Below are 26,270 nucleotides of genomic sequence, written 5' to 3'. Positions count from 1 at the left end.
GCACGTGCTACTTGACGCACGTGGTCGGTGGGTGAAACCTAACGAAGTCAATTCAGTGTAATGAGCAGGATCAAGTATTTCGTTGATCTATATCAAAGATACATGAGCGATATAACATCGCTGTGTACAGACGAAAAAAAACCGGGCTCTGCAAGAAACAGAGCCCGGTTTTCTAGTCCAGCATGATGACCTTAGAACTGGTTCATCGTGTTGTCTTTACCTGCTGCTTTCAGGGCTGCTTCGCCGCTGAAGTAGTCTTTGTGATCGTCGCCGATGTCGGAACCGGACATGTTCTGGTGTTTCACGCAAGCGATACCCTGACGGATTTCTTTGCGTTGTACGCCAGCGACATAACCGAGCATACCTTGGTCGCCGAAGTATTCTTTGGCCAGATTGTCGGTCGACAGCGCAGCCGTGTGGTAGGTCGGCAGCGTGATCAGGTGGTGGAAGATGCCGGCTTCGCGGGCTGCATCAGCCTGGAAGGTGCGGATTTTCTCGTCAGCTTCTTTGGCCAGTTCGCTGTTGTCGTATTCCACGCTCATCAGCTGGCTGCGCTCGTAGGACGATACGTCTTTGCCTTCGGCTTTCATGCGGTCGTAGGCTTGCTGACGGAAGTTCAGGGTCCAGTTGAACGATGGGCTGTTGTTGTACACCAGCTTGGCGTTAGGGATGACTTTACGGATTTCGCTGACCATGCCGCCGATCTGGGCGATATGTGGTTTTTCCGTTTCGATCCACAGCAGGTCGGCGCCGTTCTGCAGCGAGGTGATGCAGTCCAGTACGCAGCGGGCTTCGCCGGTGCCGGAACGGAACTGGAACAGATTCGATGGCAGACGCTTAGGACGCAGCAGTTTGCCTTCGCGTTTGATGATCACGTCGCCGTTGCCCAGTGCATCAGCCGACACTTCTTCACAATCGAGGAAGGAGTTGTACTGGTCGCCCAGGTCGCCTGGCTGCTTGGTCACAGCGATCTGCTTGGTCAGGCCGGCGCCCAGCGAGTCGGTACGGGCCACGATGATGCCGTCGTCCACGCCCAGTTCCAGGAAGGCGTAACGGATGGCGCGGATCTTGGCCAGGAAGTCTTCGTGTGGCACGGTGACTTTACCGTCCTGGTGACCGCATTGCTTCTCGTCCGACACTTGGTTTTCGATCTGGATGCAGCAAGCACCCGCTTCGATGAACTGTTTGGCCAGCAGGTAGGTCGCTTCAGCGTTACCGAAACCGGCGTCGATGTCGGCGATGATAGGTACAACGTGGGTTACGTGGTTGTCGATCTTTTCCTGAATCGCAGCTTTGGCAGCGCCTTCGGCAGCATCCAGTTGACGGAACAGGCCGCCCAGTTCACGTGCGTCAGCCTGACGCAGGAAGGTGTACAGCTCTTTGATCAGGGCCGATACGGCGGTTTTTTCGTGCATCGACTGGTCTGGCAGCGGGCCGAATTCCGAGCGCAGTGCGGCAACCATCCAGCCCGACAGGTAGAGGTAGCGGCGTTCGGTGCTGTTGAAGTGCTTCTTGATCGAAATCATCTTCTGCTGACCGATGAAACCGTGCCAGCAACCCAGCGACTGGGTGTACTTGGCTGGATCGGCATCGTAGGCGGCCATGTCGGCGCGCATGATCTTGGCCGTGTATTTAGCGATGTCCAGACCGGTTTTGAAGCGGTTCTGGGCGCGCATACGGGCAGCCGATTCAGGGTTGATGGCGTTCCATGCACTACCTTCTTTTTGCTTCAGTGCAGCAACGGCTTGGATGTCGTCTTGGTATTGGGACATGATGATTTCCTTGGCAGTTAAACAGAATAATAAAGATTCAAAAACGGGTGCCGGGAGTGTGGGTAGTGCGGTTCACTGGGGCCGGCTGGTCAGTCAGTAATGCGTTAAAAACTCTCTATAAAAAGCGAAGTTCGATGGAATAATCATAGCCCTTTTTTCGCTGAGTAGCATGTCTTATATAAGACATATAACTTAATTTTATCTGTTAATTTTCAATGGCTTAGCTTATAATTTTTGCGCTGTGGAATGACTTTTTATCGGATGGGATAAATTCTGTGGTTTTTTGGCGACCCGGATTCTGCAATGTGAGAATGCCTTTTCGCATTGTGGGAAATGCTGCCTGAATTGGCTGTGGTGGTGTGGTCTCAGCGCAGAAATTGCTGCGCCCGGGCATGCCGGAGTGCGGTGTGCAGGCTGAAGCGGCAAGCCTGCGCAGGCTGAATAGGGCGCAATGACTACGCCATTATGGTGCGGTGCGGTGACGGCCTGCTGCGGTTCGGCAGGGAATGTCTTTATAATAATTCGCTACTGCAGGGCGAGTTGGGCGTCCTGAATGCGGTCATTCCGGAGGGCTGAGATCTTGCTGTTACCACGAGGCTTGCCAAGTTTGGGCCTGTGCATACTGGCGCTGGCGCTGGCGCTGGCAGCGCTGCCGGCCAGTGCAGTGGCGGCCGATGTGTATATCATCGACATGAACTCCAGCAAATCTCACTTCAATAACAGCCATGTGATGCGCCTGCTCAATGCGGCGCTGGAGGCATCAAGCAACCGCTATGGTGCTTACGAGCTCAAAATCTCGCCCTTGCACATGGAGCGCGAACGCTTGCTGCAGGAAATGCTCAAGGGCGGCAATGTGAATCTGAGCGGGCAGGTGACGTCGACCGAGTGGGAAAACAAGCTGATACCTATCCGCATCCCGCTCGATAAAGGCATGTCCTGCTACCGCATTTCCCTCATCGACGGACGCAAGCAGAACCTGTTCAGCGCGGTGCGCACGCTGGACGATCTCAAACAATACAGCGTGGGAGCGGGGCGGCAGTGGAGTTCCACCAGCATCTACCGCCATGCCGGCCTGCCGCTGGTGGAAACCAATAGCACGCTGGGGCTGCATCATATGCTGGCGGCAGGACGCTTCCAGTATTTTCCCCGCGCCGTCGATGAAGCCATCTACGAGCAGGCCGCCTATGTGCAGGAATTTCCCGCGCTGACGGTGGAGCGCAGCTTTGCCCTGTATATACCCGCGCCGCGTTATTTCTTTATCGGCGGGCAGCAGCAGCGGCTGGCACAGCGGCTCGAATATGGCCTGCAGCGGCTGATTGCCGATGGCCGCTATGACCAGTTATTCCACCAGTTCTATGACGGGCTGATCGAGCAGTCCGGCCTGCGCAAGCGGCGCATTTTCAGGCTCGCCAATCCCGCGCTGTCGCCGCTGACACCGCTCGACAACAAGGCTTACTGGTATGTGCCGGACTGAGCCAGCGTGGATTGCGACAGGTGCCGCTTATCGTTCTGTTTTTGCATGGAGGAGTGTTGATGTCTAGGTTAGGTGCGCTGATTGCGCTCGCTTTTGCCGTGCTGGCTGGCCTGCCGATGCCGTACGGCGCAGCGGCCGAGGAAGAAACGTCGCGAACCCTGAGCGGCGGCGGACTGGAAGATATGCGTGTACAAGCTCGCAAGGTACTCGTGCATTTGCCGCCTGGTTACGACGGCAGCAAGGCTTTGCCGCTGGTGCTGGCGCTGCACGGCGGTGGCGGCCACGCAGCGCTGATGGCGGAAGATAGTCGCTATGGCTGGCAGCGCCAGGCCGATCAGGGCGGTTTTATCGTGGCGTTTCCGAATGGCGCCAGCCGGCTGCCCGGCGGGCGGCTGGCAACGTGGAATGCGGGCGGATGCTGTGGTTACGCGCGCGATCAGAACATTGACGATGTGGCTTTCCTGCGCGCCGTGGTGGCGGAACTCAAGGAGCGTTACCGCATCGATAGCGCACGGGTCTTTGCCACTGGCATGAGCAATGGCGGCATGATGGCGCACCGGCTGGCCTGCGATGCGGCCGATCTGTTCCGCGCCGTTGCCTCGGTCGCTGGCACGGATGCCAGCGCGCATTGCCAGCCGGTCCGTCCCATCGCCGTGCTGCACATTCATGCCCGTGATGATGACCACGTGCTGTACGCTGGCGGCGCCGGGCCGCAGGCTTTCCGTGACCGGCGCAGCGTGATGGAATTTGTCTCTGTACCGGACACGGTGGCGCGCTGGGTGCAGCGCGACCAGTGCCGCGGCCCAGCCCAGCCAGTGCTGCAGGGAGCCGGTGCCAGCTGCGTGGCTTATCGCGACTGCGCCGCGGGCGCCAGTGTCCAGTTATGCAGCACGGACACGGGCGGCCATAGCTGGCCCGGCCCCGCTGCACCGATCGATGCGACCCGTGAAATCTGGCGCTTCTTTAGCGCCAGTGCCAGTCAGCGCTAGTTGAGCTGGGCGGCGATCCAGCGATTCACGGCGCCATCGAGCACGTCCAGTGGCACCGAGCCGTGCGACAGCACTTCGTTGTGGAAGGCGCGCAGATCGAACTTCTTGCCCAGCTTGGTTTCGGCGCGCGTGCGTAGCTCGCGCAGTTTCAGCTCGCCGATCTTGTAGCTGAGTGCCTGCCCCGGGATGGCGATGTAGCGCTCCACTTCCTGCACAGCCGTCACTTCATCCTGCGGCACATTGTCCTTGAAGTAGGCAATCGCCTGCTCGCGTGTCCAGCCTTTGGCGTGGATGCCGGTATCGACCACCAGCCGCACGCCGCGCCAGATTTCGGCCGTCAGGCGGCCCACCCATTGCCACGGATCGTCATACATGCCGATCTCCTGCCCGAGCATCTCGCTGTACAGACCCCAGCCTTCGGAGAAGGCCGTGCTTGCGCCGAAGCGGCGGAAGTCCGGCATTCCGGTAGTTTCCTGTGCAAGACTGCGCTCGAAGTGGTGGCCCGGGATGGCTTCGTGCAGGAAGAAGGCGTTGGTAGTGAAACGGGTGCGTGTTTCCGGCTTGTAGGCGTTGAAGTAGAACACGCCGGGACGCTTGCCATCGACCGAACCACGCTGATACGAAGCCGGTGCCGCACTGACTTCGCGGTAGCCTTCGACGGGGCGGATTTCGAACGGCGCTTTGGGCAGGTGGGCGAACAGCATGTTCTGTTTGGCTTCGACTTTCGGGCGGATGGCTTCATACGCTGCCTGTATCTCTTCGCGCGTCTTGAAGCGCAGTTCCGGCGCCGTGTTCAGATGCTGGAAGAATTCCTTGAGCGTGCCTTTGAAGCCGACCTTGTCCTTGGCCAGTTCGAACTGGGCGCGGATGCGTGCCACTTCGCTCAGGCCGATATCGTGGATCTGGGCCGGTGTCAGTTCGGTGGTGGTGGAGCGGCGTGCGAGGAAGGCATACCATTCCTGCCCGCCGGGCAGGGCACCGATGCCGGCCGTGTTGCGCCCTGCCGGCAGATAGGTGTCGCGCATGAAGGCCAGCAGCTTGCGGTTGGCCGGTGCCAGCTGTTCGCGTACCAGCTTGCCGTAGGCGGCCGTCAGGCGTTCCTTGTCGGCGGCACTGAACGAGGACGGGAATTTCTTCACCGGCCCCATATAGGTGCTGGTTTCCAGATTATCGCTGCCGACATTTTCCAGTTGCGGCAGTACGCGCTGGATCAGCGCCCTGGGCATGACGATGCCTTGCGCTATGCCTTTGCGCATGTCGTCCATCAGGTGGTCCACGGCCGGTGCGTAAGCGGCGGCGCGCTGTAGCCAGTTGTCGTAGTCCTGCACGGTCTGGAAGGGCTGGGCCGAGCTGCCCGAACCCAGCTGCGCCATGCTCAGGTGCAGCCCGGCGAACTGGTCAACCGGCATCAGGTCGGTCGGGAAGCGCAGGCCATCCAGTACCTGCTGCAGACGGTAGCGCAACAAGTCGTAGCTGATGCGGTCTTCGGCCGGCAGTGTGGCTGGATCGTAGGTAGCCGTCAGGGCCAGATATTTTTCGGCCAGTGCACGGCTCTGGGCATTCGCTTCGGCTGCAGTCTGCGGGCCGAACAGGTGGTTGTAGCGCTGGTCGCCGTTGTAGGTGGCGGCGATCGGGTTTTCGCGCAAATAGTCTTCCCAGTACTGGGCGTAGAGCTGGTTCATCTTTTCCGGCGTGGCCGGGGTTTTGACCTGAGCAATGGCGGGGATGGCAGCACATAGCAGGGTGCACAGCAGCAATGGAAGCGTGGGGCGCATGGTGTCCTCGTGAAAGTTTAGCCTTGCAAGAATAGCATGCGCGCCTGGGACATACCTGCCGTCTGCAGTAACCGGCGGGACTAGGCGGTGCTCAAGAAGATGACGCGGCTTCCTTGCTGCAGATCAAAAATAACTGTTATGGAGAAATGGCGACTGTCGCGCTTATGTCTATGGACGGGCAGCTTGGTCGTGCCGTGGAACCGAGACTCATCGCGCTGCTGCGGGTCTGGCGCCAGTTATGTCTGCGAGGTCGATGCTGCATCTATTGCCAATAAAATTTAATACTTGTAGTATTTTAAAGTTATATTTTTTAGATGCTAAATTAGTAATATATTTGCGATTTGTAATTATCAATTATTAAATTAAGCATTTCTTTTTTCACAGTTCGCCGTGTCGATGGCGCTATAAAGGAACTTTATGAGTACTTACATCAGTATTAATGATCCCGTCGTCAGTGAAGGTAGCACTTTTGTTGACTTCGTAATTTCCTTGAGTGCTGCTAGCGCCAATCCGATTAGCGTGTATTACAGCACGTCCAATGCGACCACTAATTACAGCGACTTTGAATCCACTTATGGCACTTTGCAGTTTGCCCCTGGCGTAACGACGCAAACGGTGCGCATTGCTCTGACGGCAGATAGCCTGGTGGAGTCGATGGAAATGTTTCAGCTGACCTTGAGCAGCGCCAAGAATGCGGTGTTGACCCGTCCGGTCGGCACGGCCGTGCTGATGGATAACGATGTGCTGGCCGACGCGGCCCATCCGGCGATGCTGTCGGTGCGTGATCTGAGTGTCGATGAAGCTGCCGGTACGGCAACCTTCACCGTTTTGCTCGATAAGGCCACCAGCGCCGGTTTCGCAGTGACTTACAGCACGGCCGATGGCACGGCGATTGCCGGCAGTGATTACAGCGCGACCAGCGGCACGCTGAACTTCATCGCTGGCGAAACGGCAAAAACGATCACGGTGCCGCTGATTAATGATGCCCAACTCGAAGGCGACGAATTCTTCAACCTGGTGTTGACCGGCGTGAGCGGTGCCGCCAGCAATGTCGTGCAGCTCGGTGATAACGTGGCCCAGGCGACGATCATCCATAACGACCAGACTCCGGTCGCCACGCCCGTTCTCAACGTTGCGCCGGTCGCCGGCGGTGAAGGCGATGGTTATGTGGATTTCGTGGTCACGCTGAATGGCGCAGGTGCCAATGAAGTGAGCGTGTACTTCAGTACGTCGGGCGAATCGGCCGGGTATAGCGATTACGATTCCCTGAGCGGTAACCTGGTGTTTGCGCCGGGTGTGACCAGCCAGGTGGTGCGCGTCCCAGTGGCGGACGATAAGCTGGTAGAAGGCACGGAAATTGTCCGTCTCAATTTGTCTAGCGCAGTCAATGCCAGCATCGGTGCAGGCAGTGCTACCGCGCTGATCGTGGACAACGATAACCTGGCCGATGCCAGCCATCCGGCCAGCCTGCAGGTACGTAGTGTTACCGTTGATGAATCGAGTGGCATGGCCAATTTCGTGCTGACGCTGGATAAGGCCACCAGCGGCAGTTTTAGCGTTGCCTACAACACGACCAATGGCAGTGCAGTCGATGGCAGTGATTACACGGGCGTGAAAGGCTTGGTAACGTTTGGCCCTGGCGAAACCGTCAAGACGATTTCCGTGCCCATCATTAACGACAGCGTGGCTGAGGCAGCAGAGTCGTTCCAGCTCAATCTGGGCAGCATCAGCGGTAGCGCCGCCAGCAGCGTACAAGTGGTCGGTGGATCTGCCCAGGCGATTATCGGTGGCAATGACCAGACGGCTCTGGCCAAGCCGTTTATCAGCGTGGCTGACGCGGCCGTGGGTGAGGGCGACGGCTATATCGATTTCGTGGTGTCGCTGAATGCACCAGCTACGACAGCCGTGAGCGTGTACTACAGCACCAGCAACGACACCAGCAACTACAGTGATTACTATTCGCTCAGCGGTACGCTGACGTTTGCACCCGGCGTCACCACCCAGGTAGTGCGCGTGGCGCTGAGCGATGATCTGGTGGCCGAGCAGGTCAAGGCGATGACCTTGAATCTGTCGAGTGTGGTCAATGCGACCATCGCCAAATCCGAAGCCAGCGGCCTGCTGTTTGATAACGATACGCTGGCTGACACCAGCCATCCGGCCAATCTGTCGGTGCACGACGTGACGGTGGATGAAGCGGCCGGCAGCGTGAGCTTTGTGGTGTCGCTCGATAAAGCCACCAGCGCGCCGTTTAATGTCGCCTACAGCACGTCCAATGGCACGGCGCGCGAAGGCAGTGATTTCATCGGTGCACATGGCACGGTAAGCTTCGCTGCCGGCGAAACTGCTCATACGGTGACGGTGCTGCTGAATGACGATGTGACGCCCGAGACGGTGGAACAGTTCTATATGAATCTGGGCATCGTCAGCGGTAAGGGGGCCGACCAGGTTGCACTGAGCCAGGCGAGCGCCACGGCGGTAATCGGGGCCAGCGATCAGACTGCTGTTGCCACGCCGGTAGTCAGTGTCGCCTCGACGGCAGCAAGCGAAGCGGATGGCTATGCGGACTTCGTGGTATCGCTGAGCGCTCCGTCGAGCGGCACGGTGAGTGTGTATTACAGCACCAACAACGACACTACCGGCTATAGCGACTATGCCTCGACCAGCGGCACGCTGGTGTTCGCTCCGGGCGTGACCACTCAGACGGTGCGGGTGGCACTGGTGAACGATTTGCTGGTGGACGGGCTGGAAATTCTGAAGCTGAATCTGAGCAGCCCGGTCAATGCCACCATCGGCAATGGCCAGGGCAGTCTGCTGCTGGTCGATAACGATACCCTGGCCGATACGCTGAATCCGGCCGGTCTGTCCGTGCGCGATGTGATCGTCGATGAGAGTGCCGGTACGGTCAGTTTTGCCGTGCTGCTGGATAAGGCCACCAACGACAGTTTCAGCGTCAGCTATACCACCGTCAACGGCAGCGCTGTCGCCGGCAGCGATTACGCTGCAGTGGCAGGCACCTTGTCGTTTGCTGCGGGCGAAACGCTGAAAATTGTCACGGTACCACTGATCAACGATAGCGCGATCGAACAGGATGAAGTGTTCAGTTTGCAGTTGGGTGGTGTGACGGGCAAGGCTGCCAGCTCGGTGCAAGTGCTGAACGCCAGCGGCAACGCCACCATCATCCATAACGATCAGGCGGTGCTGGCGACACCTAGCATCAGCGTCAGCAATCCTACCGCAGGTGAAGCCGACGGTTATGTCGACTTCGTGGTGTCGCTGAATGGTCCTAGTTCGGCGCCGGTTAGCGTGTACTACAGCACCAATAACGCAACCACCAGCTACAGCGACTACGCGTCGGCCAGTGGCACGCTGGTATTTGCGCCGGGCGTGACCTCGCAGGTGGTACGGGTGGCGCTGGTCAATGACAACCTGACAGAATCCGCAGAAACCCTGAAGCTCACGCTGAATTCGGCGGTCAATGCGACGCTGGCCGGCGGCAATGGCAGCAGCGGCATCGCCACCATCATCGACAACGATACGCTGGCCGATACGGTCAACCGTGCCACGCTGTCGGTGCAGGACATCAGCGTCAACGAGACGGCCGGCACGGCGACCTTTGCGCTGGTCCTGAGCAAGGCCACCAGCAGCGCCTTTAATGTGGCCTGGAGCACGGCCGACGGCACGGCGCTGGCAGGTAGCGACTATGCTGCAGCCAGTGGCGTAGTCGGTTTCGGCGCCGGCGAAACGTTCAAGCTGGTGACGGTTAGCCTGATCAACGACCCGTGGCTGGAAAATGCAGAAAGTTTCCAACTGCGGCTGTCCAATCCGACCGGTGCGGGCGCTGCCAGCGTAACCCTGGGCAGCAGCACCGTGACGGCCACCATCAACAGCGAGGATCTGACGCCGCCGACCGCTACCATGACCGTCAACGCGACGGCTAGCACTGTCACCGAAGGCAATAGCGTGACCTTTAATCTGGCGAGTACGGGCCTGGCGGCCGGTAGCCAGATCGGCTATACGCTGAGCGGGGTGGATGCGGCGCGTCTGGGCCAGCCTCTGAACGGCGTGTTCACCGTGGATGGCAGCGGCGGCGCCAGCGTGAAGCTGAATCTGCTCGAGAACGGTAAAGTGGATGCGGCCGCTGTCTTGAAACTGAGCCTGCTGGGTACGCCAACGAGCGTGAGCAGCCAGGTGACCGTGACGGATATGCTGGTGCAGACGGGTACGGCAGGTGCAGACCAGCTCAAAGGCACTAGCGGTAACGACAAGATCGATGGTGGCGCCGGTCTCGATACGCTCAGCTATACGGCCGCGTCGACCGACTTTGATATCCGCAAGACTGCCAATGGCTATGTGGTCACGGATGCGGTGGGCAACAATGGCAGCGATCTGCTGAACAATGTGGAGCGCCTGAATTTCAGCGACAAGACGATAGCGCTCGATATCAGTGGTACTGCCGGTATCGCCTATCGCGTGTATCAGGCGGCGTTTGATCGTGCACCGGATCTGGGCGGTCTGGGCTTCTGGATTGCCCAGATGGACAAGGGCCTGAGTGCAACGGCGGTGGCTGGCGGCTTTATCGACAGCGCCGAGTTCACCCAGTTGTATGGTCTGGCGCCAAGCAACGACGCTTTCGTGGGCAAGCTGTACAGCAACGTCTTGCACCGTACTCCGGACCAAGGCGGCTATGACTTCTGGGTCAAGGCGCTCGGTGCCGGCGTTAGCCGTGCGGAAGTGCTGGCAGCGTTCAGTGAAAGTGGTGAAAACCAGGCTCAGGTAATTGGCACCATCCAGAACGGTTTCGAGTTCAAGCCATTTATCTAAGTTGTTCCGCCTGTCCGCAGCGTGATTGCTGCGGGCAGCGGGCGCCAGGCTCGCGCATTTGTAGCGATGCTGCAAAAATGCAACGTCTGGCGCGGCTTGGCCACTGCTGTATCGCAGTGTGCAAATAGTTGATTGACCTCCATCCTCATCCTCACTACACTCGGTTGTTGTTCATCTGTCATTTATTCATGACAATATGGCCGACACTGTGTCGTGCCTTATTTCAGATTCGCTCGGCAGTTCATCGCCCAGTCAGTTCCACGGTGCACTCCCAATCCACGAGTGTGCTGGCATCAGCAGTCTTAGTTTCTTCAGCAGCGTAACCGCCATATCTGTCGCCATTTGTATGACGTTGCTTGCGTCATCACGGTGCTGCGCCATGGTGTGGCATTGGACCGCTACGGCCAGATCTGGCCGGGCAAGCTTGAGCGTCATTCACGGGGGAATCCATGGCAAAGTGTGGGGCGATCAATAGCGCCGTGCTGACCAGTCTATGTGCGGCATTGGCGGCACCGGTGCAGGCGGGGGAATTTACCATACAGCGCTTTGTCTTCGAGGGCGCGCAAACGCTGGATCCGGCCCAGCTACAGACTCTGGTGTTGCCATATACGGGCAGCCAGCGCCAGGTCGAGGATGTGCAGCGGGCGGCAGCGGCCGTGAAAGCAGCTTATGTGGCGGCCGGCTATCCCATACTTCAAGTGTATGCACCGGAACAGACGCTGGAACAGGGCGTGGTCGTGCTGCGGATTAGCGAGGGCGTACTGGACAAGGTGGACGTCATCGGCGCCCAGGCTTATTCGGCGCAGAATATCCGCGCCAGTCTGCCGCCCTTGCGCGAAGGTCAGGCGCCGAATACGGCAGCGCTGGTGGCCGCCGTTTTGCTGGCCAATGACAACCCCGCCAAGCAGGTGGCGGTGAATTTCTCGGCCGGTAGCAAGCCCGGGCTGGTAGATGCGCAGATCGCTGTCGAGGAAGACAAGATCAGCAAATTTGGCGTCTTGCTGGACAATGCGGGCAACGCCGCCACCGGGCGCGAAAGGATAGGGCTCAGCTACCAGCATGCGAATCTGTTCGAACGCGACCATGTGTTGAGCCTGCAAGCGATGACCAGCGTGCAGCAGCCGGACAAAGCCGCCAGCATTACCGGGGCTTACCGCGTACCGTTTTATGCCAGCGGACTCACGCTCGATCTGGTCTCGGCCTATTCCGATAACAAAAGCGATGTGGCGTCGGCAGCGGGCCCGCTGTTCTTTAGCGGCAAAGGCCTGTATCTGGGGATGCGGCTCAACCAGACGCTGCGCAGTCTGGGCGAATATCGCCACAAGCTGATTTATGGGCTGGACTACAAAGATTTCAAAAATAGCTGCAGCATTGCTGGAACCGTGCTCGACAACTGCGGCACCATCACGGGCCGTCCGCTGAGCATCAGCTATCTGGGCCAGGTGGCGCGCCCTGCTTACCAGCTCGGTGCCGGCGTCAGCTATTTCCGCAATCTGCCCGGTGGTGTCCATGGCCAGGCTGAGCGCTATGGCAACCATGCACGCAACTGGCAGGCCGTGCGCGCCAGTGCATTCCTGAATCTGCCACTCGCTGACTGGCAATGGCGCACCACCGTCAATGGCCAATATAGTTCCAGCACACTGATCCCCAGCGAACAATTTGGCGCGGGTGGCGCTGCTTCGGTACGTGGCTATGACGAGCGCACGGCCGCCGGCGATCGCGGCCTGGGCGTGAATCTGGAATTGATGACGCCCGAATTGCTGCCGTCTGCGGACGGCGCGCGGCGGCGCCACAGTTTGCGGACGCTGTTGTTCTACGATGCCGCCTGGCTGCGCAATAGCGACAACAGCCCGCTTGCGGCCAGTCATCTGGCCAGTGTCGGACTGGGCTTGCGCTATAGCCTGGATAAGGCGTTCAGCCTGCGTTGTGATGCCGGTGCGGCACAGGTTGCCACTCCGCCCGGCGTGAGTGCACCGCGCCGCCCTAATCAAGGGTTTGTACACGCCAGTTTGCAGTATTCCTTCTAGTTTCGTTGCCTGCAGGAGAATCGCTTATGTTGCGTCTAGCCATACTTTCGCGTGTGCCTATGCCACTTGCCAGTGTGCATGCCAGTGTCTTGCAAGTTACGTTGCTGGGGATGCTGGCATTGCCAGGCGCCAGCTTTGCTGCACCGCTGGACCCTATCGTCCGGAATGGCACGGCCAGCTTTGCCGTCAATGGCAATGTGTACACGGTGACGAATACGCCGGGCACTATCATCGATTGGCGGCAGTTGAATGTGGCCAATGGCGAGTTGCTGCGTTTCTTGCAGCAGAATGCCCAGTCTGTGGTGCTGAACCGCGTAACCGGCAACGACCCCAGCCAGATTCTGGGAACGCTGCAATCGAATGGCCGGGTGTTGCTGATCAATCCCAATGGCGTGCTGTTTGGTCAGCATGCAGTGGTCGATGTGGCGGGTTTGATCGCTTCGTCGCTGCAACTGTCGGATGCGGATTTCCTGGCCGGTAAATACAACTTCACGGGCTCAGGTGGTCTGGTCAGCAATCTGGGCAGCATCACCACGCCGCTGGGTGGCAGCGTCTATCTGATAGGTAGCGAAGTGAGCAACAGTGGTTTGATCCGTGCACCGGGCGGGCAGATTCTGCTGGCCGCTGGCCAGCAAGTCAGCCTGGTCGACAGCGGCAGCCCGGCGCTGTCGGTGACCTTGAGCGCCAAGGGCAATAAGGCGATCAATCTGGGCCAGCTCGATGCCGCCGGTGGACAGATCGATATGTATGGTGCGCTGCTCGATCAGCAGGGGGTATTACGGGCCGATAGCAGTGCGGTCGATGCACAGGGGCGTATCGTGCTGCGCGCGTCGGATAGCGTGCGTGTGAGCGGCACGCTGAGCGCGGCCAATACGGCTGGTCAGGGCGGTAGCGTGCAAGTGCTGGGCGATCAGGTCAGCCTCGAGCGTGGCGCCCGCATCGATGCCAGCGGTAGCGGTGGCGGCGGCAGCGTACTGGTGGGCGGCGATTATCAGGGCGCGAATAGTGCGCTGCCCAATGCGCGTACCACCAACATGGACGCAGGCGCCAGCATTGATGCCAGTGCCACGCTGAATGGCAATGGCGGCAAGGTGGTGCTGTGGTCGGATCAGCACACCAGTTTTGCCGGCTCGATTGCGGCGCGCGGTGGTGCGCAGGGCGGCGACGGTGGCCAGGTCGAAACTTCAGGCCATACATTGACGCTGGGCGGCACGGCCAATACGCTGGCCCCCAAGGGCAAGACGGGCAACTGGCTGCTGGATCCGGCCGTGTTCTGCATTTATGCCAGCAATGCCAGCGAGTGCAGTGGCGCAGCCGCTGCGGGCGCTACCAGTTTCGATACGCTGAGCAGCATTCTCGAATCGTCCAATGGCACACTGGCGGCGACTGATTTCGTCACCTTCCTGCCGGGTGGCGGCAGTGGCACCATCAATGCAGCAGTACCCAATGGCACGACGATCAAGGTGCAAGCGCCGTATATTGCAACTGGCTCGGGTTCCAGTATTAATACCCAGCAGGTGGCGATACGGCTCGATGCATCGACTGCCTATGGCCGTACCACCCAGGTCGACAGTAAAGGCGCGAATCTGAGCGGCACCATAGATATCGGCGGTAGTCTGTTCTCGTCGGCGAGCCAGACTTTATTGAGCAATGGCGGCAATATCAATTTGTATGGCCCGGATGATGCAGTGTTCAGGGGCATGTATATGCTGGCCACCGATGGCTCGCAGTCACTCACCACGACGGGGGCCTTGTCGGTACGTGCCGTTCAGCTATCCTCGAGTGGTGACCAGCAGATCAATGCCGCCAAAGTGATGGTGTATGGACAGGATAGTTTAGTGGGCGGCAGCACGCCCGTTAATAAATCCGGCAGCATCTTAAGTTATGGCAATCAGCTGATCAATGCAACTGAGATAGGCCTGGTATCCGGTGCCTATGGTCAGACGTTTATCTCTTCCGGTTTCGGCAAGAATGGAGCGCAGGGCGGTACGCAGTCGATTACTGCCGATACGATCAGTCTGACAGCGGGCAGCAGCGGGCAGAATAATTCGGCTCGGATAGAAGCCTATGGCAGCAACGCCGTGCAAAACATTACCGCACGTACCAGTCTGAATGTGGCGGCGGGTGTGGGCGGATCGAGCAACTATGCCATCATTTCGACTTCGTCGCCGCTGTTGAATCCAGATCAATTGCCGCCCAATAAATCGACGCAGACCATCAATGCGGGCACGATGACGCTGACGGGCGGAATCAATCTTGATGCCAATGAGGCCGCAAGCAATCGCGTGTCCGTCACTAGCCTGGGCAGCCAGAATATCACTGCCACTTCGATGCAGCTCAATGGCGGCTCCAGCGCATATCAGGGCACTGGTAATCAGGGCTCATATGTCGAAGTCAATGCCGGCGCAGGCGGGCAGACTGTCAAGCTCAGTGGTGCTTTGCTGATGACGGGCGGCTCAGGAGATGGTGCCAGCCCGGTGAGCATGAACAGTGCCGGCGACCAGAATATTTCTGCCGATATCATCCGCTTACAGGGTGGCAGCAAGGGCAATGGGAATGCCGTCAGTATCAATGCCAGCAAAGGAGATGGTCAAATCCAGACTATTTCCGCGGGAACGGAGTTAAGTCTGACTGGCGGCGTGGCCGGGTCGAACAACTCTGCCAGCGTGAATGCTAAGGGGGTAGGCACCAAACAGCTGGTGCTGGCTCCCAGCTTGAATATCACGGGCGGCAGTGGTGGTACGCAGAACTATGCGCAATTGTGGAATCGTGACGATAGCAAGACCACTGTTGGCAGCCAGACGGTTACGGCTGGCGTGCTTAAACTGCAAGGGGGAACGGGCACTGATAATTTGGCGGCAATTAACGGCGATGCGGTGCAGAACATCAGCGCTGATACGCTCAGCATGCTTGGTGGTCCGGTTTCGTACGGAGCGGGGGCGCTGATCGATACCCAGCAGAATCAGACAGTAACCGTCAAGCAGGCGTTGACCATGCGTGGCGGCGCTGGGAAAGGTGGTTGGGCTACCCAGCTGGGGAATATTGCATCAATTGTCACCGATGCCGGTAATCAGACGGTGACCGCAGGCACTATCGATATTCAGGGGGCGAGTGCGAATGCCAATACCCTGAGTGGGATTAGCCTTGGAACGACAAGTAGTTCCAAAGGCGTAGGGAAAACCCAGTCAATTATCGCAGACAGTATTGTGGTAACTGGCGGTAGCGTCGGTTCATCGAACTATGGCGTGATTCAAGTTTATGGCAGCAAAGTTACTCAGGATATTCAAGCGACAAATATTAGCGTAATGGGTGGAGCATCAGGTAACAACAATGTAGGCCGCATTCGCGTACTTGCGACTGACAACACGCTGCCCGAGCAGACGATTCGTACTACCACGCTGACCTTACAGTCTCAAGATGACAATTCTGGCGGACTCTATAATTTTGCACGTGTGACGAGTTTGGGAAATCAAAGTATCACGGCCACGGACATTTTATTAGATGGACGAACGGGAGCAAGTGGCGGGGTCGGAATAAATGCAGTGCATAACCAAACCATAGTTGTAGCTGATAAGTTGCAGTTATTTGCAGGCAGCGGGGAAAATGCAGGAGCATTTATACAGGCAAATCCGATTAGCGAAACTGATATTGAAGGGACGCAAACAATTAGTGTGCATCGTCTGACTGCTACTGCCGGTAGTGGTGGTGTTTATAGCCACGCTGGCATCGAAAGCCTCGTCAAGAACCAGAACATCATACTCACCGGTGTACGCCCCGAATTGGTGCTAACTGGTGGTAGCGGCGGCGCCAATAATAGTGAGGCGCAAATCGTGCAAGCTGCTGATGGTGGCACCCAGAAAATTACCGTGAATGGAGGCGGTTCCATCAAGCTGTTCGGTGGTGCTGGGGATGGTTACGCAACCATCGAGCCTGATGCGACCTATTGCCCAGGCTGTAATGTGAGCGCAAACCGGGCGCAGATTGCCAATCTTGGCGGGGGCAATCAGACCATCGATTTTCTGGCTGGCGGCAGTTTGTCGCTGACTGGCGGTAGCAAAGGCGCCGGTAATAGCGCGCTGATAGTTGCGGACATGAGCAAGGGGGCGCAGCAGACCATTACCAGTTCCACAGGTGCAGCGAATTATGCGCAGATCAGCTTGACGGGCGGCAGCGGCGGATTCTATAACGCGGCTGATGGGGCGTTGGAAACCAATGGCGCCATGATAGGCGCGGTACCTGCGCTGGGCATTGCACCCGCCTCGGCACTGAAGACGATTAACGCTGCCTCGATAACCTTGAATGGTGGTGGCAGCGCGGATAACCGTGGCGGCGCGTGGCTGGCCGCTGGACAAGGTAGCGCGCTGATTAATGTCATGGGCGACCTGACACTTCAAGGCGGAGCCAGCAATGTGGGTCTGCAGGGGGCGGTCAATCCTGCCAATGCGTATTACACCGATGTGTCAGCGCAGGCTGCCATCAACCCGAACGGCAAACTGAACTTGAATGTAGGTGGTACGCTGAATTTGTTGGGCGGTAGCGGCACCACTTCGGCCGCCGTGATTTCCGGCGTCGCGGACCAGACCATCGTCGCGCGCAATCTGAATCTGACGGCTGGCAGTGGCGCTGGTGCTCAAATTATTCTGAATGCCGATAATGCTACCCAGTCGATTACGGCCGACCAGCTGGCGCTGCTGGGCAGTAGTTCGGGCTTGCGCAGCATGGCCTCGATTTCTGCGAATGGTCACAATAGTGTGCAGCAGATCAACGCTAATCAGAGCCTGAGCATCACCGGGGGGAGCGGAGGCCGCAGCAACGGGGCGTTCATCGAAGCCAACGGCGACGACGTAGATAACACGGCCACCACGCAGAATGTGCGAGCCGGTGCGGTGACGCTGACCGGTGGTGCTACTGCCGGGGCCAGCGCATCCGATGGGAATTTTGCACTGCTGACCTCGGCGGGCAAGCAAGACATTACGGCCAGCAGTATTGCGGTACAGGGCGGATCCGCTGTGCAGCTCGTAACAGATGGGGACATCTCGTCGGCACAGATACAAGCCGGAACTAGCCAGAACATCATCAGCAGCGGCGCAATCACGGTCGCGGCAGGTGGTGGCGCCGGACATAGTGTGGCAAGGATAGCTAGCGATGCCAGTCAGAGTATTTCGGCTGGCAGCATGGCGATTGTAGGTGGTGCGGTTGGCAGCAGTAATCAGGCTTCTGTTTCCAGCAACGTTGCACAGACGGTGACGGTAAAGAATGCCCTGCTGATTCAAGGCGGCGCTGGCGAGAACAATGGTGCCGGTCTAGTGCTGGGTGGCGCTACGGATGCTACCCAGACGGTGAACGCAGGTACTCTGACCGTACAGGGGGGATCTGCTGGTAATCATAATTTCGCGCAACTGGAAGTGTCAGGCATCAGAGTCAACCAGCTGATCAAGGCGGATACCGTGGTGCTGCAGGGTGGTTCTGGCAATGATAACTGGGCGCATGTGTGGAGCGACTACAATGGCACCACGGCCACCAATCAGCGCATCGAAGCCAAGAGCGTGCAACTGTACGGGGGTGGCGTGACGACGGATAGTCAGGCGACGTTCTCCAACAACGACGCGCGGCTTTCCAGCAATGGCAGCCAGCAGCTGATCGCCGATAGTCTGCTGTTGAAAGCAGCGGGCGGGCCAGTTGGCATGGCGGCAGCGGGCGACCAAACATTTACAATTACGGGATCGCTGAGTCTGATTGGCGGAAGCTATGCGGGGACCGCTAATCTGTCGTCGAATGCGAATATCAATAGCACTGGTAACCAGACGATTAACGCCGGCAGTATCGATATGCAGGCCGGTAGTACCGGTTCGCGCAATGGTGCGTTTATCCAAGATGGCTCTACCGACCCATCCGGCAAGCTGCAAAAGATCACTGCCTCGACAATTACTCTCAAGGGCGGCAATGGTGGCAGCAATAACAATGTGCTCCTGTATGCGTATGGTGATCATATTCAGCAGCAAATCAATACCAATGAACTGCTAGTCTCTGGTGGGGCTAGCGGCCAGTCGAATCGTGCCCGTGTGCAGGCAATTGGAAATGTGGGTAGCGATGCCGATCAGGTCATCAATGCTGGCCGGATCACGCTGACGGGGGGCGGGGCGACTGCTGAACATCGTAATGATGGCGTGATCGTCTATAGCAGCGGCAATCAGACCATTAACTCAGACAGCATCAGCTTGCTGGGCGGTGCCGGCATCGCTTCGACAGTCACAATCACGGCTGATGTTAACCAGACGATCACGGCACGCGATGCGCTAACACTAAAGGCAGGTTCTGCCGATCAGGCCAGCGTCGATATCAGTTTGGACAGTGAGAAAGCTGTTGGTTCGCAAGTAATCAGCAGTAATAAGATTGCCCTCACTGCTGCTAGCCAAGGTAGTGCCAGTGGTGTCGCGATCTATGCGAATGCGCTTGCGCAAAAAATCAACCTGACCGGCAATAATTCGCAACTGACCCTGAGTGGCGGTAACGGTGCTGGCAACAAGAGCAGTGGTGCCACCATTCTGCAGATGGGGACGGGCAATCAGTCATTGGTCATCAATGGCGGCGGTAGTGTGCAACTGCTCGGTGGTAATGGGGATGGGCTGCAGGATGTTAATCCAGCCGTAGCCTACTGCACCGGCTGCCGCACCAGCGGTAACATGGCCGGCATCTATGCCTTTGGCGGCGGTAGCCAGACGCTGGACTTTGTGGCCGGCGGTACGCTGTCGCTGACGGGCGGCAGCAAAGGTTCCGACAATAGTGCCGTGATCCTGGCCGACCTGAGCAAAGGTGGGCAGCAGAATATCGGCAGCTCCGCCGGTGCGGCCTATTATCCCGTCATCACGCTGACCGGCGGTTCGGGCGGCTACTACAATGTTGCCGATGGTGCGTCGACGGCGAATAATGCGGCCATCGCTTCCACTTCGCAGCTGACGCCATCGAGCAGCGTCTCCAAAATCATCAATGCCAAGACGATCACTCTCAACGGCGGCGGTAGTAGCGATACCCATGGTGGCGCGTTGCTGGCCACAGGGCAGGGTGGCGCAAACGTTACCGTTACGGGCGACTTGAATCTAACCGGTGGCAGCAGCAGTGTGGCCTTGCTGAACGCCACCAATCCGGCGCAAAGCTATGGACGTGATCAGGGCGCCATCGCGGCGATTAACCCCGACGGCCAGCTCACGCTGACGGTCGGCGGTAATTTGAACATGCAAGGCGGTACAGGGAGCAGCTCCGCGGCGCTGATCGATGCGCATGGCTCCAGCCTGAAGCTCAACGTCAGTGGCGCAACGCGTATGCTGGCCGGCGCTTCGGCGGCCGCCATCGTGTCGCACACCAGCAATAGCGCGGCGATGCCGTCTGCTGGCGCGGTGCTGGTCGACCTCGGTAATGATGGGCAGTTCAATACCTCGACCTTCAGCGCGAGCGGCAAGACTTTTGAATTGACGGGTACGTTGACGGCGACCGGTGCTAATCCAGCGGCGCCGCTGTTGCCCGTCTTTAGTGGCGGTAACGAGGCGGTGGACTGGAATGTAATCGGCGCCAAGAATCTGCTGGCTGAAGTGTATGCCAGCGATAGTTATGTCAATCATGGCGCCCTGGTCACGCCGAATGCCAACTGGCTGGTTGCGTTAGGCAGTGCAGCGGCGGCCAAGCAGGACCCTGCAAGCCAGCTTAGCTACAGCCGTCTGGCTACCTATGGCTACCAGCTGACGCCGGCGGGCTTAGGCGGCAGTAGCGCCGCACAAGGCTATCTGCTGCCTGCCGACGCGCCGGTGGTGAACCTGGACAGCTCTGACAATGCGGCCAGCATCACCTGCACCAGCAACCCAACGCTGTGCGCGGTGCCCGCACTGGTGGTGTCGATGCCGAGCGCTACCGTGGCAGCGCCGGTGACTTATGACGTGCGTCTGGCCGTGGCGGATAGTGTTGCGCCAGCACCGCGCACGACAGCAGACCCCGTAGCGGACAGCAAGCCAGCAGACAGCAGTCCAGCGGTCGCGCCAGCCAAGGAAGAGCGCGTCGCTAGCCGGGAGAATGAGAAAACTCGCGCAGTCGAGCAGGGCAAGACGACCGAGCAGCTAAAGCGCGAAGCCGCCGAGGCGCGTAAAGTTGCCAGCGCCGAGCAGGCGAGTGCACGTAAGGCTAGCGCGGTGCTGGCCGCCGTGCCGGCCAAGACGGCGGTGGCGGGAGTGAGCAGTAAAGTCGCGAGCGAGGTGAGTCAGGCAGAAGCCATGAGCAAGCTGGCCCAGGCGGAGAGCCAGCGCGCCACCGGCGAGCGCGAGCAAGCCAATGCGGCTCTGAGCAGCGCCGCGACGCCAGTGTTGAAATTGACGGCGCAGGCGCAAAAAGCCATGGCGGAATCGCGCCTGGCCGGAGCGGAAGCGCGCCAGGCAGCGGCCCAGGCAAAGAAATCCGAAGCCAACGCCAGTTTGCAGTTGGCCCAGGCCAAGGACGTAGACCTGCAAGCACAGCAGATCGACGCGCGTGCCCGTGGTGCTGCAGCGGAAGCCAAACTGGCGCTAGCCGCGCGTGGTGAAGCCTTGTTGCAAGCCCGTCTGGCCAAATCGCCGCAGCAGCGTGCAGCAGCCGAGCAGCAGGCCGAACAGCAGCGCATCGATGCGAGTCAGCTCAGCGCGGAAAGCCGGATCCTGCAGGCCAGGGCAGACGAGCTGCGGCTGGCGGCTGGCCAGATGCGGACCGAAGCCAGTGCGCGCAGCAGCCAGGCCCAGACGGGATCGCTGGCGGCGCAGGCGCTGCGCGAAGAGTCGCAACTGCATACCGCAACAGCGCGCAACTATCAGCAGCAGGCGCAGCTACAGGCCCGCGCCGACGGGCGCAAACCTGAGTCGGCCAAGCAGCTACAGGAACAGCAGGCGGGGATGCAGCGTCAGCTGGCACAGCAAGCACGCAAGGTGGAAGTGCGGAAAGCCGCTGCACAAGCCAAGGCTGAGGAAGCCAAGGTTCAGCAGGCCAAGGCGGAAACGGCCGCGCAGACAGTGGCCGAGCGTGAAGCGCAGCGACGCCAGCGGGTGCTGGCAGCATTTGCGGCCACCGCCACGGCGCGCATGAACAATGATCAGCTGGCTGAACGTGCCGTGCTGCGCCATGCCTACAAGACGGAAATCTTCCAGGACGCCTTGGCTATACTGGCGCGCAACAGCCATGCGGCCGATCTGCCGATCTGCGGTGCTGGCGTGAGCAATGTGTGTCTGCCGACTGCGTTGCAGCTACAGGCGCAGTTGCAGGCGCAGGCGGGGCGTACGCCGCTGCGCTTGCCTAGTACGGCTTTCCTGCCGCAGATCGAGCGCAAGGTGGCACTGGTGATCGGGATTAACAACTATCGCGACAGCCGTATCACGCCACTCGACTCGGCGCTGCCGGACGCGGAAGCAATCGCGGCGCTGATGGCAGAAAAACTCGGCTACGAGACCCGGGTCTTGCGCGATCCTAGCAAAGCGGAAATCATCAACAGCATGGCGGCACTGGCGCGCGAGCTGGGACCCAAGGATAGCGTGACGGTGTACTACGCCGGCCATGGCTATATGACGGGACGCAACCGGGCCAACCAGCAAGGCTATTGGATTCCGTCCGATGCCGCCAGCAATAATCCGGCTAACTGGATTTCCACCAAGGACGTCACCCAGTTGCTGGCGGCCATACCCGCCAGTCAGGTGATGCTGGTGTCCGATAGCTGCTACTCGGGCACTTTTGCCAGCGAACAGCAGGTGCTGGGCAGCGATGATGCGGGCCAGATCCTCAGCCGTCGTTCGGTGGTGGTGATGTCCTCCGGTGGCGAAGAGCCGGTAGCCGATGATGGCGTCGAAGGCCACTCGATCTTTGCCTGGAGCTTGATGCAGGCGCTGCGTCAGGTGAACCGCTACGACACGGGCAGCCGCGTGTTTGGCGCGACCAAGCAGCAGGTGATGGCGGCGTATCCGCAAGTGCCGCAGTATGGGGCAGCGCTGTCGGCCGGCTACGTCAAAGGCGGGGATTATCTGTTCGAGGCGCGCAGCTATAAATAAGCTGGGGAAGACAGCACGCCGCTGCGGCGGCGTGCTGGAAGTGGGATGGTTTTACTGGGCTTTTTTCTGGAACACGATTTTATCGATCACCGATTCGCCGCTGTTTTTGTCGATGTGATAGACCACGGCAGCGTTGTACTTGGCAGCGACACTGACCTGGCGTTCGATGGTCGACTGTTTCAGGAAGGAATACACCACGGGCAGCAGGGCCAGAACAAACTTGGGCTTGAGCGCATTGTCTACCGGCTTCAGCGTGACTTCGCCCTCTTCCGCCACGGCAGTGATCCATTTGTCGACGCGCGGCGGGATGTTATTCAGCGACATTTTGCCACTGATGACGACTTCCACTTCATTGGTACCCTTGTTGAGTTCGCGCGACAGCATATTGTCGAACAGGGTCGAATCGAGGAAGGTCACGCTCGGAGGAGTAGCGGGCGCGGCCGCAGCAGCAGTGGCGGGCGCATCGGCGGCACGGGCCGTCGACAGTGCGAGCAGCAGCGTGCATAAAGTAAGACGGGTCAGTTTCATAATAGGCCTGTAGCGGTTATTTGACGATCAAGGTCAAGAGTTTTTCTGTGCTGCGGTTATGGCTGTCGACGATGCTGACCAGCAGGCGGTGCTTGCCGGACGGGACTTCCGCACTGTCGATACGCAGTTCGTTGTTTTCAAAGCGCGCCCGCTTGAGCAGGCGATCCGTGATGTTGATACCAAATGCACCGTAGTACACACGTAGCGAGGACGGGATCACATTGGCGCCGCCTTCCGTACTGAACTGCAAGCGCACGGGGAAGGGCGTGACCACGATGTTGCCGGGGTCGACCGGTTCCAGCAGGTTGATTTGCGGTGCGCCGGGCTGCGGCACGCTTTTGGCAACCAGGATGGATTGATTGAGCCGGCCCTGTTCGGCCTGGCTCTCGGCGAGGGTAATCAGCGGCTCATCTGATGCAGCCCAGACGGGCAGCGAGAGTACGCTCAGGAACAGCAAAGTCGTGCGCAGATTCTTCATAGCAGTTTTCCGGCTAGGTCAGAGAAGTGAGTAGACTTACCACTCGGTTAATTCGATCATGGCGGCACCGAAGGCATCCGAACACTCGCGGCTATTGGCCGCCGTACGGGCAGCACCAGTGCGCTGGCAGGCCGCCTGGTTCTGCTGGCGTGCGGTACCCATTAGCCACTGCAGATTGGCGCGTCCGTTAGCATCGCTGAGGCTGCGCACGAAGGGGCCCGCTTTCATTGCGCCGAGCATGGACAGATCGCGTTCGGCCTCGCTGACCACCACCAGCATGCGGTCCACTCCAGCCGGGCCCTGGGCGCGGCTGCGCCAGTTAGGCCGTGGCAGCTTGATGGTTTCGCCCGCACGGATGCGGTTGTCCTGGTCGCGGTCATTCGGGAACAGCATATAGAAGCTGCTCTTGTCGGAGCCGAGCAAGACCAGATAGATATAGCCGTCGTGCGACGAGGTTACCGACACGTCCAGCATGTCCTGGCCGATTTTCAGTAAGGTCGAGGCCGGCGTCAATTCGACTTTGCGGCGCGGATCGCGCTGCGCCATCACATCCTTGAATGCGGCGGCCGGATCGGACAGTGCAGTACTGGCGGCATCCGCCGCTACCTGCGTGGCGGTGAACCAGCCGGGCACGAAATTGGTATTGCCACCCAAGGTCAAATGCTGGGCAGCATACTGCTGGCTGCTGGTAAAGCGCGCATCGATGCGACTTTGAGCGCAGGTAGCGATTTCGCTGACCGAAATCGCACCCGACTGGTCGAGGTCGCTGCCAGCACCGAGCATGCAGTCGCGCCAGGCTTGCGTGGCCAGGCCACCCGCACTGTCGTCATCGAACGAAACTTCGTCCGGACGCGAGGATGAAATCTGTACGATGTTCTGCGTCAGGCTGCCGGTGCGCATGGCTTCGCCGGTCAGGCTGCGGCTGCGCAGATTGGCCGGGCGCGAGCATGCATCGGCCACGCCGGCCGGACTGAATTTAGGGGTCAGACGCGCGCCGTCGGATTGGGTCAGGCTACGTGTCAGGGCCAGCGGCTTGCCGACAATGCCACCCGAATGGCAGGCATCATAGAACACAAACAGTTTGTCGGCCTTGTCGGAGATAGGCTTGAGCAATTGCGCCACATGCTCGTTGGTGAGCGGCACACTATCGGCCGGTAGCAAGGCTTCCACGCAGCCGTTCTTGCTCGCGCGCGCGTCCAGCCAGCGGCTACCGTGGCCAGAGAAGTAAAAGAACACGCGGTCGCCGGGTTTGGTGCGCGCATCGAGTGCGGCGATTGCCTGCTCAATCCGGCTGGCGGTAGCTTCGTGATCGCGCAGCACGGTGATGTTCTCCGGTGCGATCTGCATGGCTTCCGCCATGCGGCTGGCCGACTCGACATCGTGGCGTATGCCTTTGAGCTGCGGTATGGCGGGGTCCATGTAATCACCCACGGCAATAATCAGCGCATGGCGCGTGTTGCGTGGCTGGGCCGGGTTGGCGGCTTCGGCAGCGCGCGCGGCCGGTTTGGTCGAACCGCTATCGGCCGCGCTGGCCGCTAGCGGCACACTGGTCGCTGCCCAAGCCAGCGCCAGACTGGTAAGCAGTCCGCGTTTCAGGGGCGCCATGCTAGAGCCCCAGCATCACAACGCGTACGCGGCGATTTTCCGGCGCGGTTGGAATGGCGGGGTTTAGCAATTCGCTCGAGCCCTTGCCATCGGTAACGATGCGGCTAGGATCGACATGGTTCTGTACCAGGATGCGCTTGACTTGCATGGCGCGCTGGGCCGACAGGCGCTTGTTATAGGCGGCCTGGCCGCTACCATCAGTGTGGCCTTCGACCAGAAAACGGGCTTGGCGCAATTCGGGCGCCTGCAAGGCTTCGGCCAGATTGTTGAGCAGCTTCACGCTGGCGGCCTGCACGTGGTCGGAATTGACGTCGAACTGGATCGCCAGATCGATCGATGGCCGTGCAGCCGGTGCCGGATTGGCCACGCTGGCGGGCGCCGGGCTAGGTGCTGCGCTGGGCGCCGCGCTCGCCGCAGGCACGTCTTCGACACTGAGGTTACGGGTTTTGGCCGCTGGCTTGGCGGGCGTGGGGGCGGCTGCGGCGGGCGCCGTCGGTGCAGGTTTCAGGGCATCGATGATTTGCTGGGCCGAAGGAGCGCGCTCCTGGGCACTGACGGTGGCGGCGCAGCACAGAATGCCCGCCGATAGGAATGCAGAAAATTTAGGGTGTGCCATGACGGTGCGCCAAAGTGAGGATAGTAGTGTTTTAATTATAAGTTAGATCGTTGCGGGAAATTGCATTTAGAGAAGTTCCCGCCGGCGCTTGTGGCGGCGCTGTCACACCGTGCTAGCTTGATGAAACGGATGCCGC

The 26,270-nt window shown here is 59.4% G+C and carries 11 protein-coding genes; 5 read left to right on the top strand and 6 right to left on the bottom strand.

Features of this window, described 5'->3' with window-relative positions:
- Nucleotides 1-191: 191 nt before the first annotated feature.
- Nucleotides 192-1,772, bottom strand: a complete 1,581-nt coding sequence (locus GM655_RS18780) for an isocitrate lyase (protein WP_155436203.1) — start codon at nt 1,770-1,772, stop codon at nt 192-194.
- Between the two features lie 580 nt (nt 1,773-2,352).
- Here GM655_RS18780 and GM655_RS18775 point away from each other — a divergent pair.
- Both GM655_RS18775 and GM655_RS18770 read left to right on the top strand, forming a co-directional pair.
- Entirely contained in the window at nt 2,353-3,246 is an 894-nt protein-coding gene (locus tag GM655_RS18775; RefSeq protein ID WP_229632642.1) for a transporter substrate-binding domain-containing protein, read from the top strand.
- Nucleotides 3,247-3,305: 59 nt separating this feature from the next.
- A complete protein-coding gene (locus GM655_RS18770; protein ID WP_155436202.1) occupies nt 3,306-4,235 on the top strand; it encodes an extracellular catalytic domain type 1 short-chain-length polyhydroxyalkanoate depolymerase in 930 nt (309 codons plus the stop codon).
- On the opposite strand, the gene GM655_RS18765 is transcribed toward GM655_RS18770, so the two are convergent.
- Nucleotides 4,232-6,010, bottom strand: a complete 1,779-nt coding sequence (locus GM655_RS18765; protein WP_155436201.1) for a DUF885 domain-containing protein — start codon at nt 6,008-6,010, stop codon at nt 4,232-4,234. The two genes, GM655_RS18770 and GM655_RS18765, sit on opposite strands and share 4 nt — an antisense overlap.
- 417 nt (nt 6,011-6,427) lie before the next feature.
- Here GM655_RS18765 and GM655_RS18760 point away from each other — a divergent pair, with 417 nt between their 5' ends.
- From GM655_RS18760 to GM655_RS18750, 3 genes are all read left to right on the top strand, one after another.
- Nucleotides 6,428-10,831, top strand: a complete 4,404-nt coding sequence (locus tag GM655_RS18760; protein ID WP_155436200.1) for a Calx-beta domain-containing protein — start codon at nt 6,428-6,430, stop codon at nt 10,829-10,831.
- Nucleotides 10,832-11,280: 449 nt separating this feature from the next.
- Nucleotides 11,281-12,858: a ShlB/FhaC/HecB family hemolysin secretion/activation protein gene (locus GM655_RS18755; RefSeq protein ID WP_155436199.1), complete on the top strand. Its 1,578-nt coding sequence runs from the start codon at nt 11,281-11,283 to the stop codon at nt 12,856-12,858.
- A 26-nt stretch (nt 12,859-12,884) separates the two neighbouring features.
- Nucleotides 12,885-22,907: a caspase family protein gene (locus GM655_RS18750; RefSeq protein WP_155436198.1), complete on the top strand. Its 10,023-nt coding sequence runs from the start codon at nt 12,885-12,887 to the stop codon at nt 22,905-22,907.
- 51 nt (nt 22,908-22,958) lie between these two features.
- On the opposite strand, the gene GM655_RS18745 is transcribed toward GM655_RS18750, so the two are convergent.
- The 4 genes from GM655_RS18745 to GM655_RS23195 are packed head-to-tail and all read right to left on the bottom strand — an operon-like array spanning nt 22,959 to nt 26,134.
- A complete protein-coding gene (locus GM655_RS18745) occupies nt 22,959-23,435 on the bottom strand; it encodes a hypothetical protein (RefSeq protein WP_155436197.1) in 477 nt (158 codons plus the stop codon).
- Nucleotides 23,436-23,451: 16 nt separating this feature from the next.
- Nucleotides 23,452-23,913, bottom strand: a complete 462-nt coding sequence (locus GM655_RS18740; protein WP_155436196.1) for a hypothetical protein — start codon at nt 23,911-23,913, stop codon at nt 23,452-23,454.
- 36 nt (nt 23,914-23,949) lie between these two features.
- A complete protein-coding gene (locus GM655_RS18735) occupies nt 23,950-25,518 on the bottom strand; it encodes a caspase family protein (RefSeq protein ID WP_155436195.1) in 1,569 nt (522 codons plus the stop codon).
- 1 nt (nt 25,519) lies between these two features.
- Entirely contained in the window at nt 25,520-26,134 is a 615-nt protein-coding gene (locus GM655_RS23195; protein ID WP_196308807.1) for an OmpA family protein, read from the bottom strand.
- Nucleotides 26,135-26,270 lie beyond the last annotated feature (136 nt).

Origin of the sequence: Pseudoduganella danionis (assembly GCF_009720775.1) — a bacterium.
GTDB classification, from domain to species: Bacteria; Pseudomonadota; Gammaproteobacteria; order Burkholderiales; family Burkholderiaceae_D; genus Rugamonas; species Rugamonas danionis.
The sequence above is the reverse complement of the archived record's forward strand: the minus strand, read 5'-3'. Positions and strand labels throughout refer to the sequence as shown.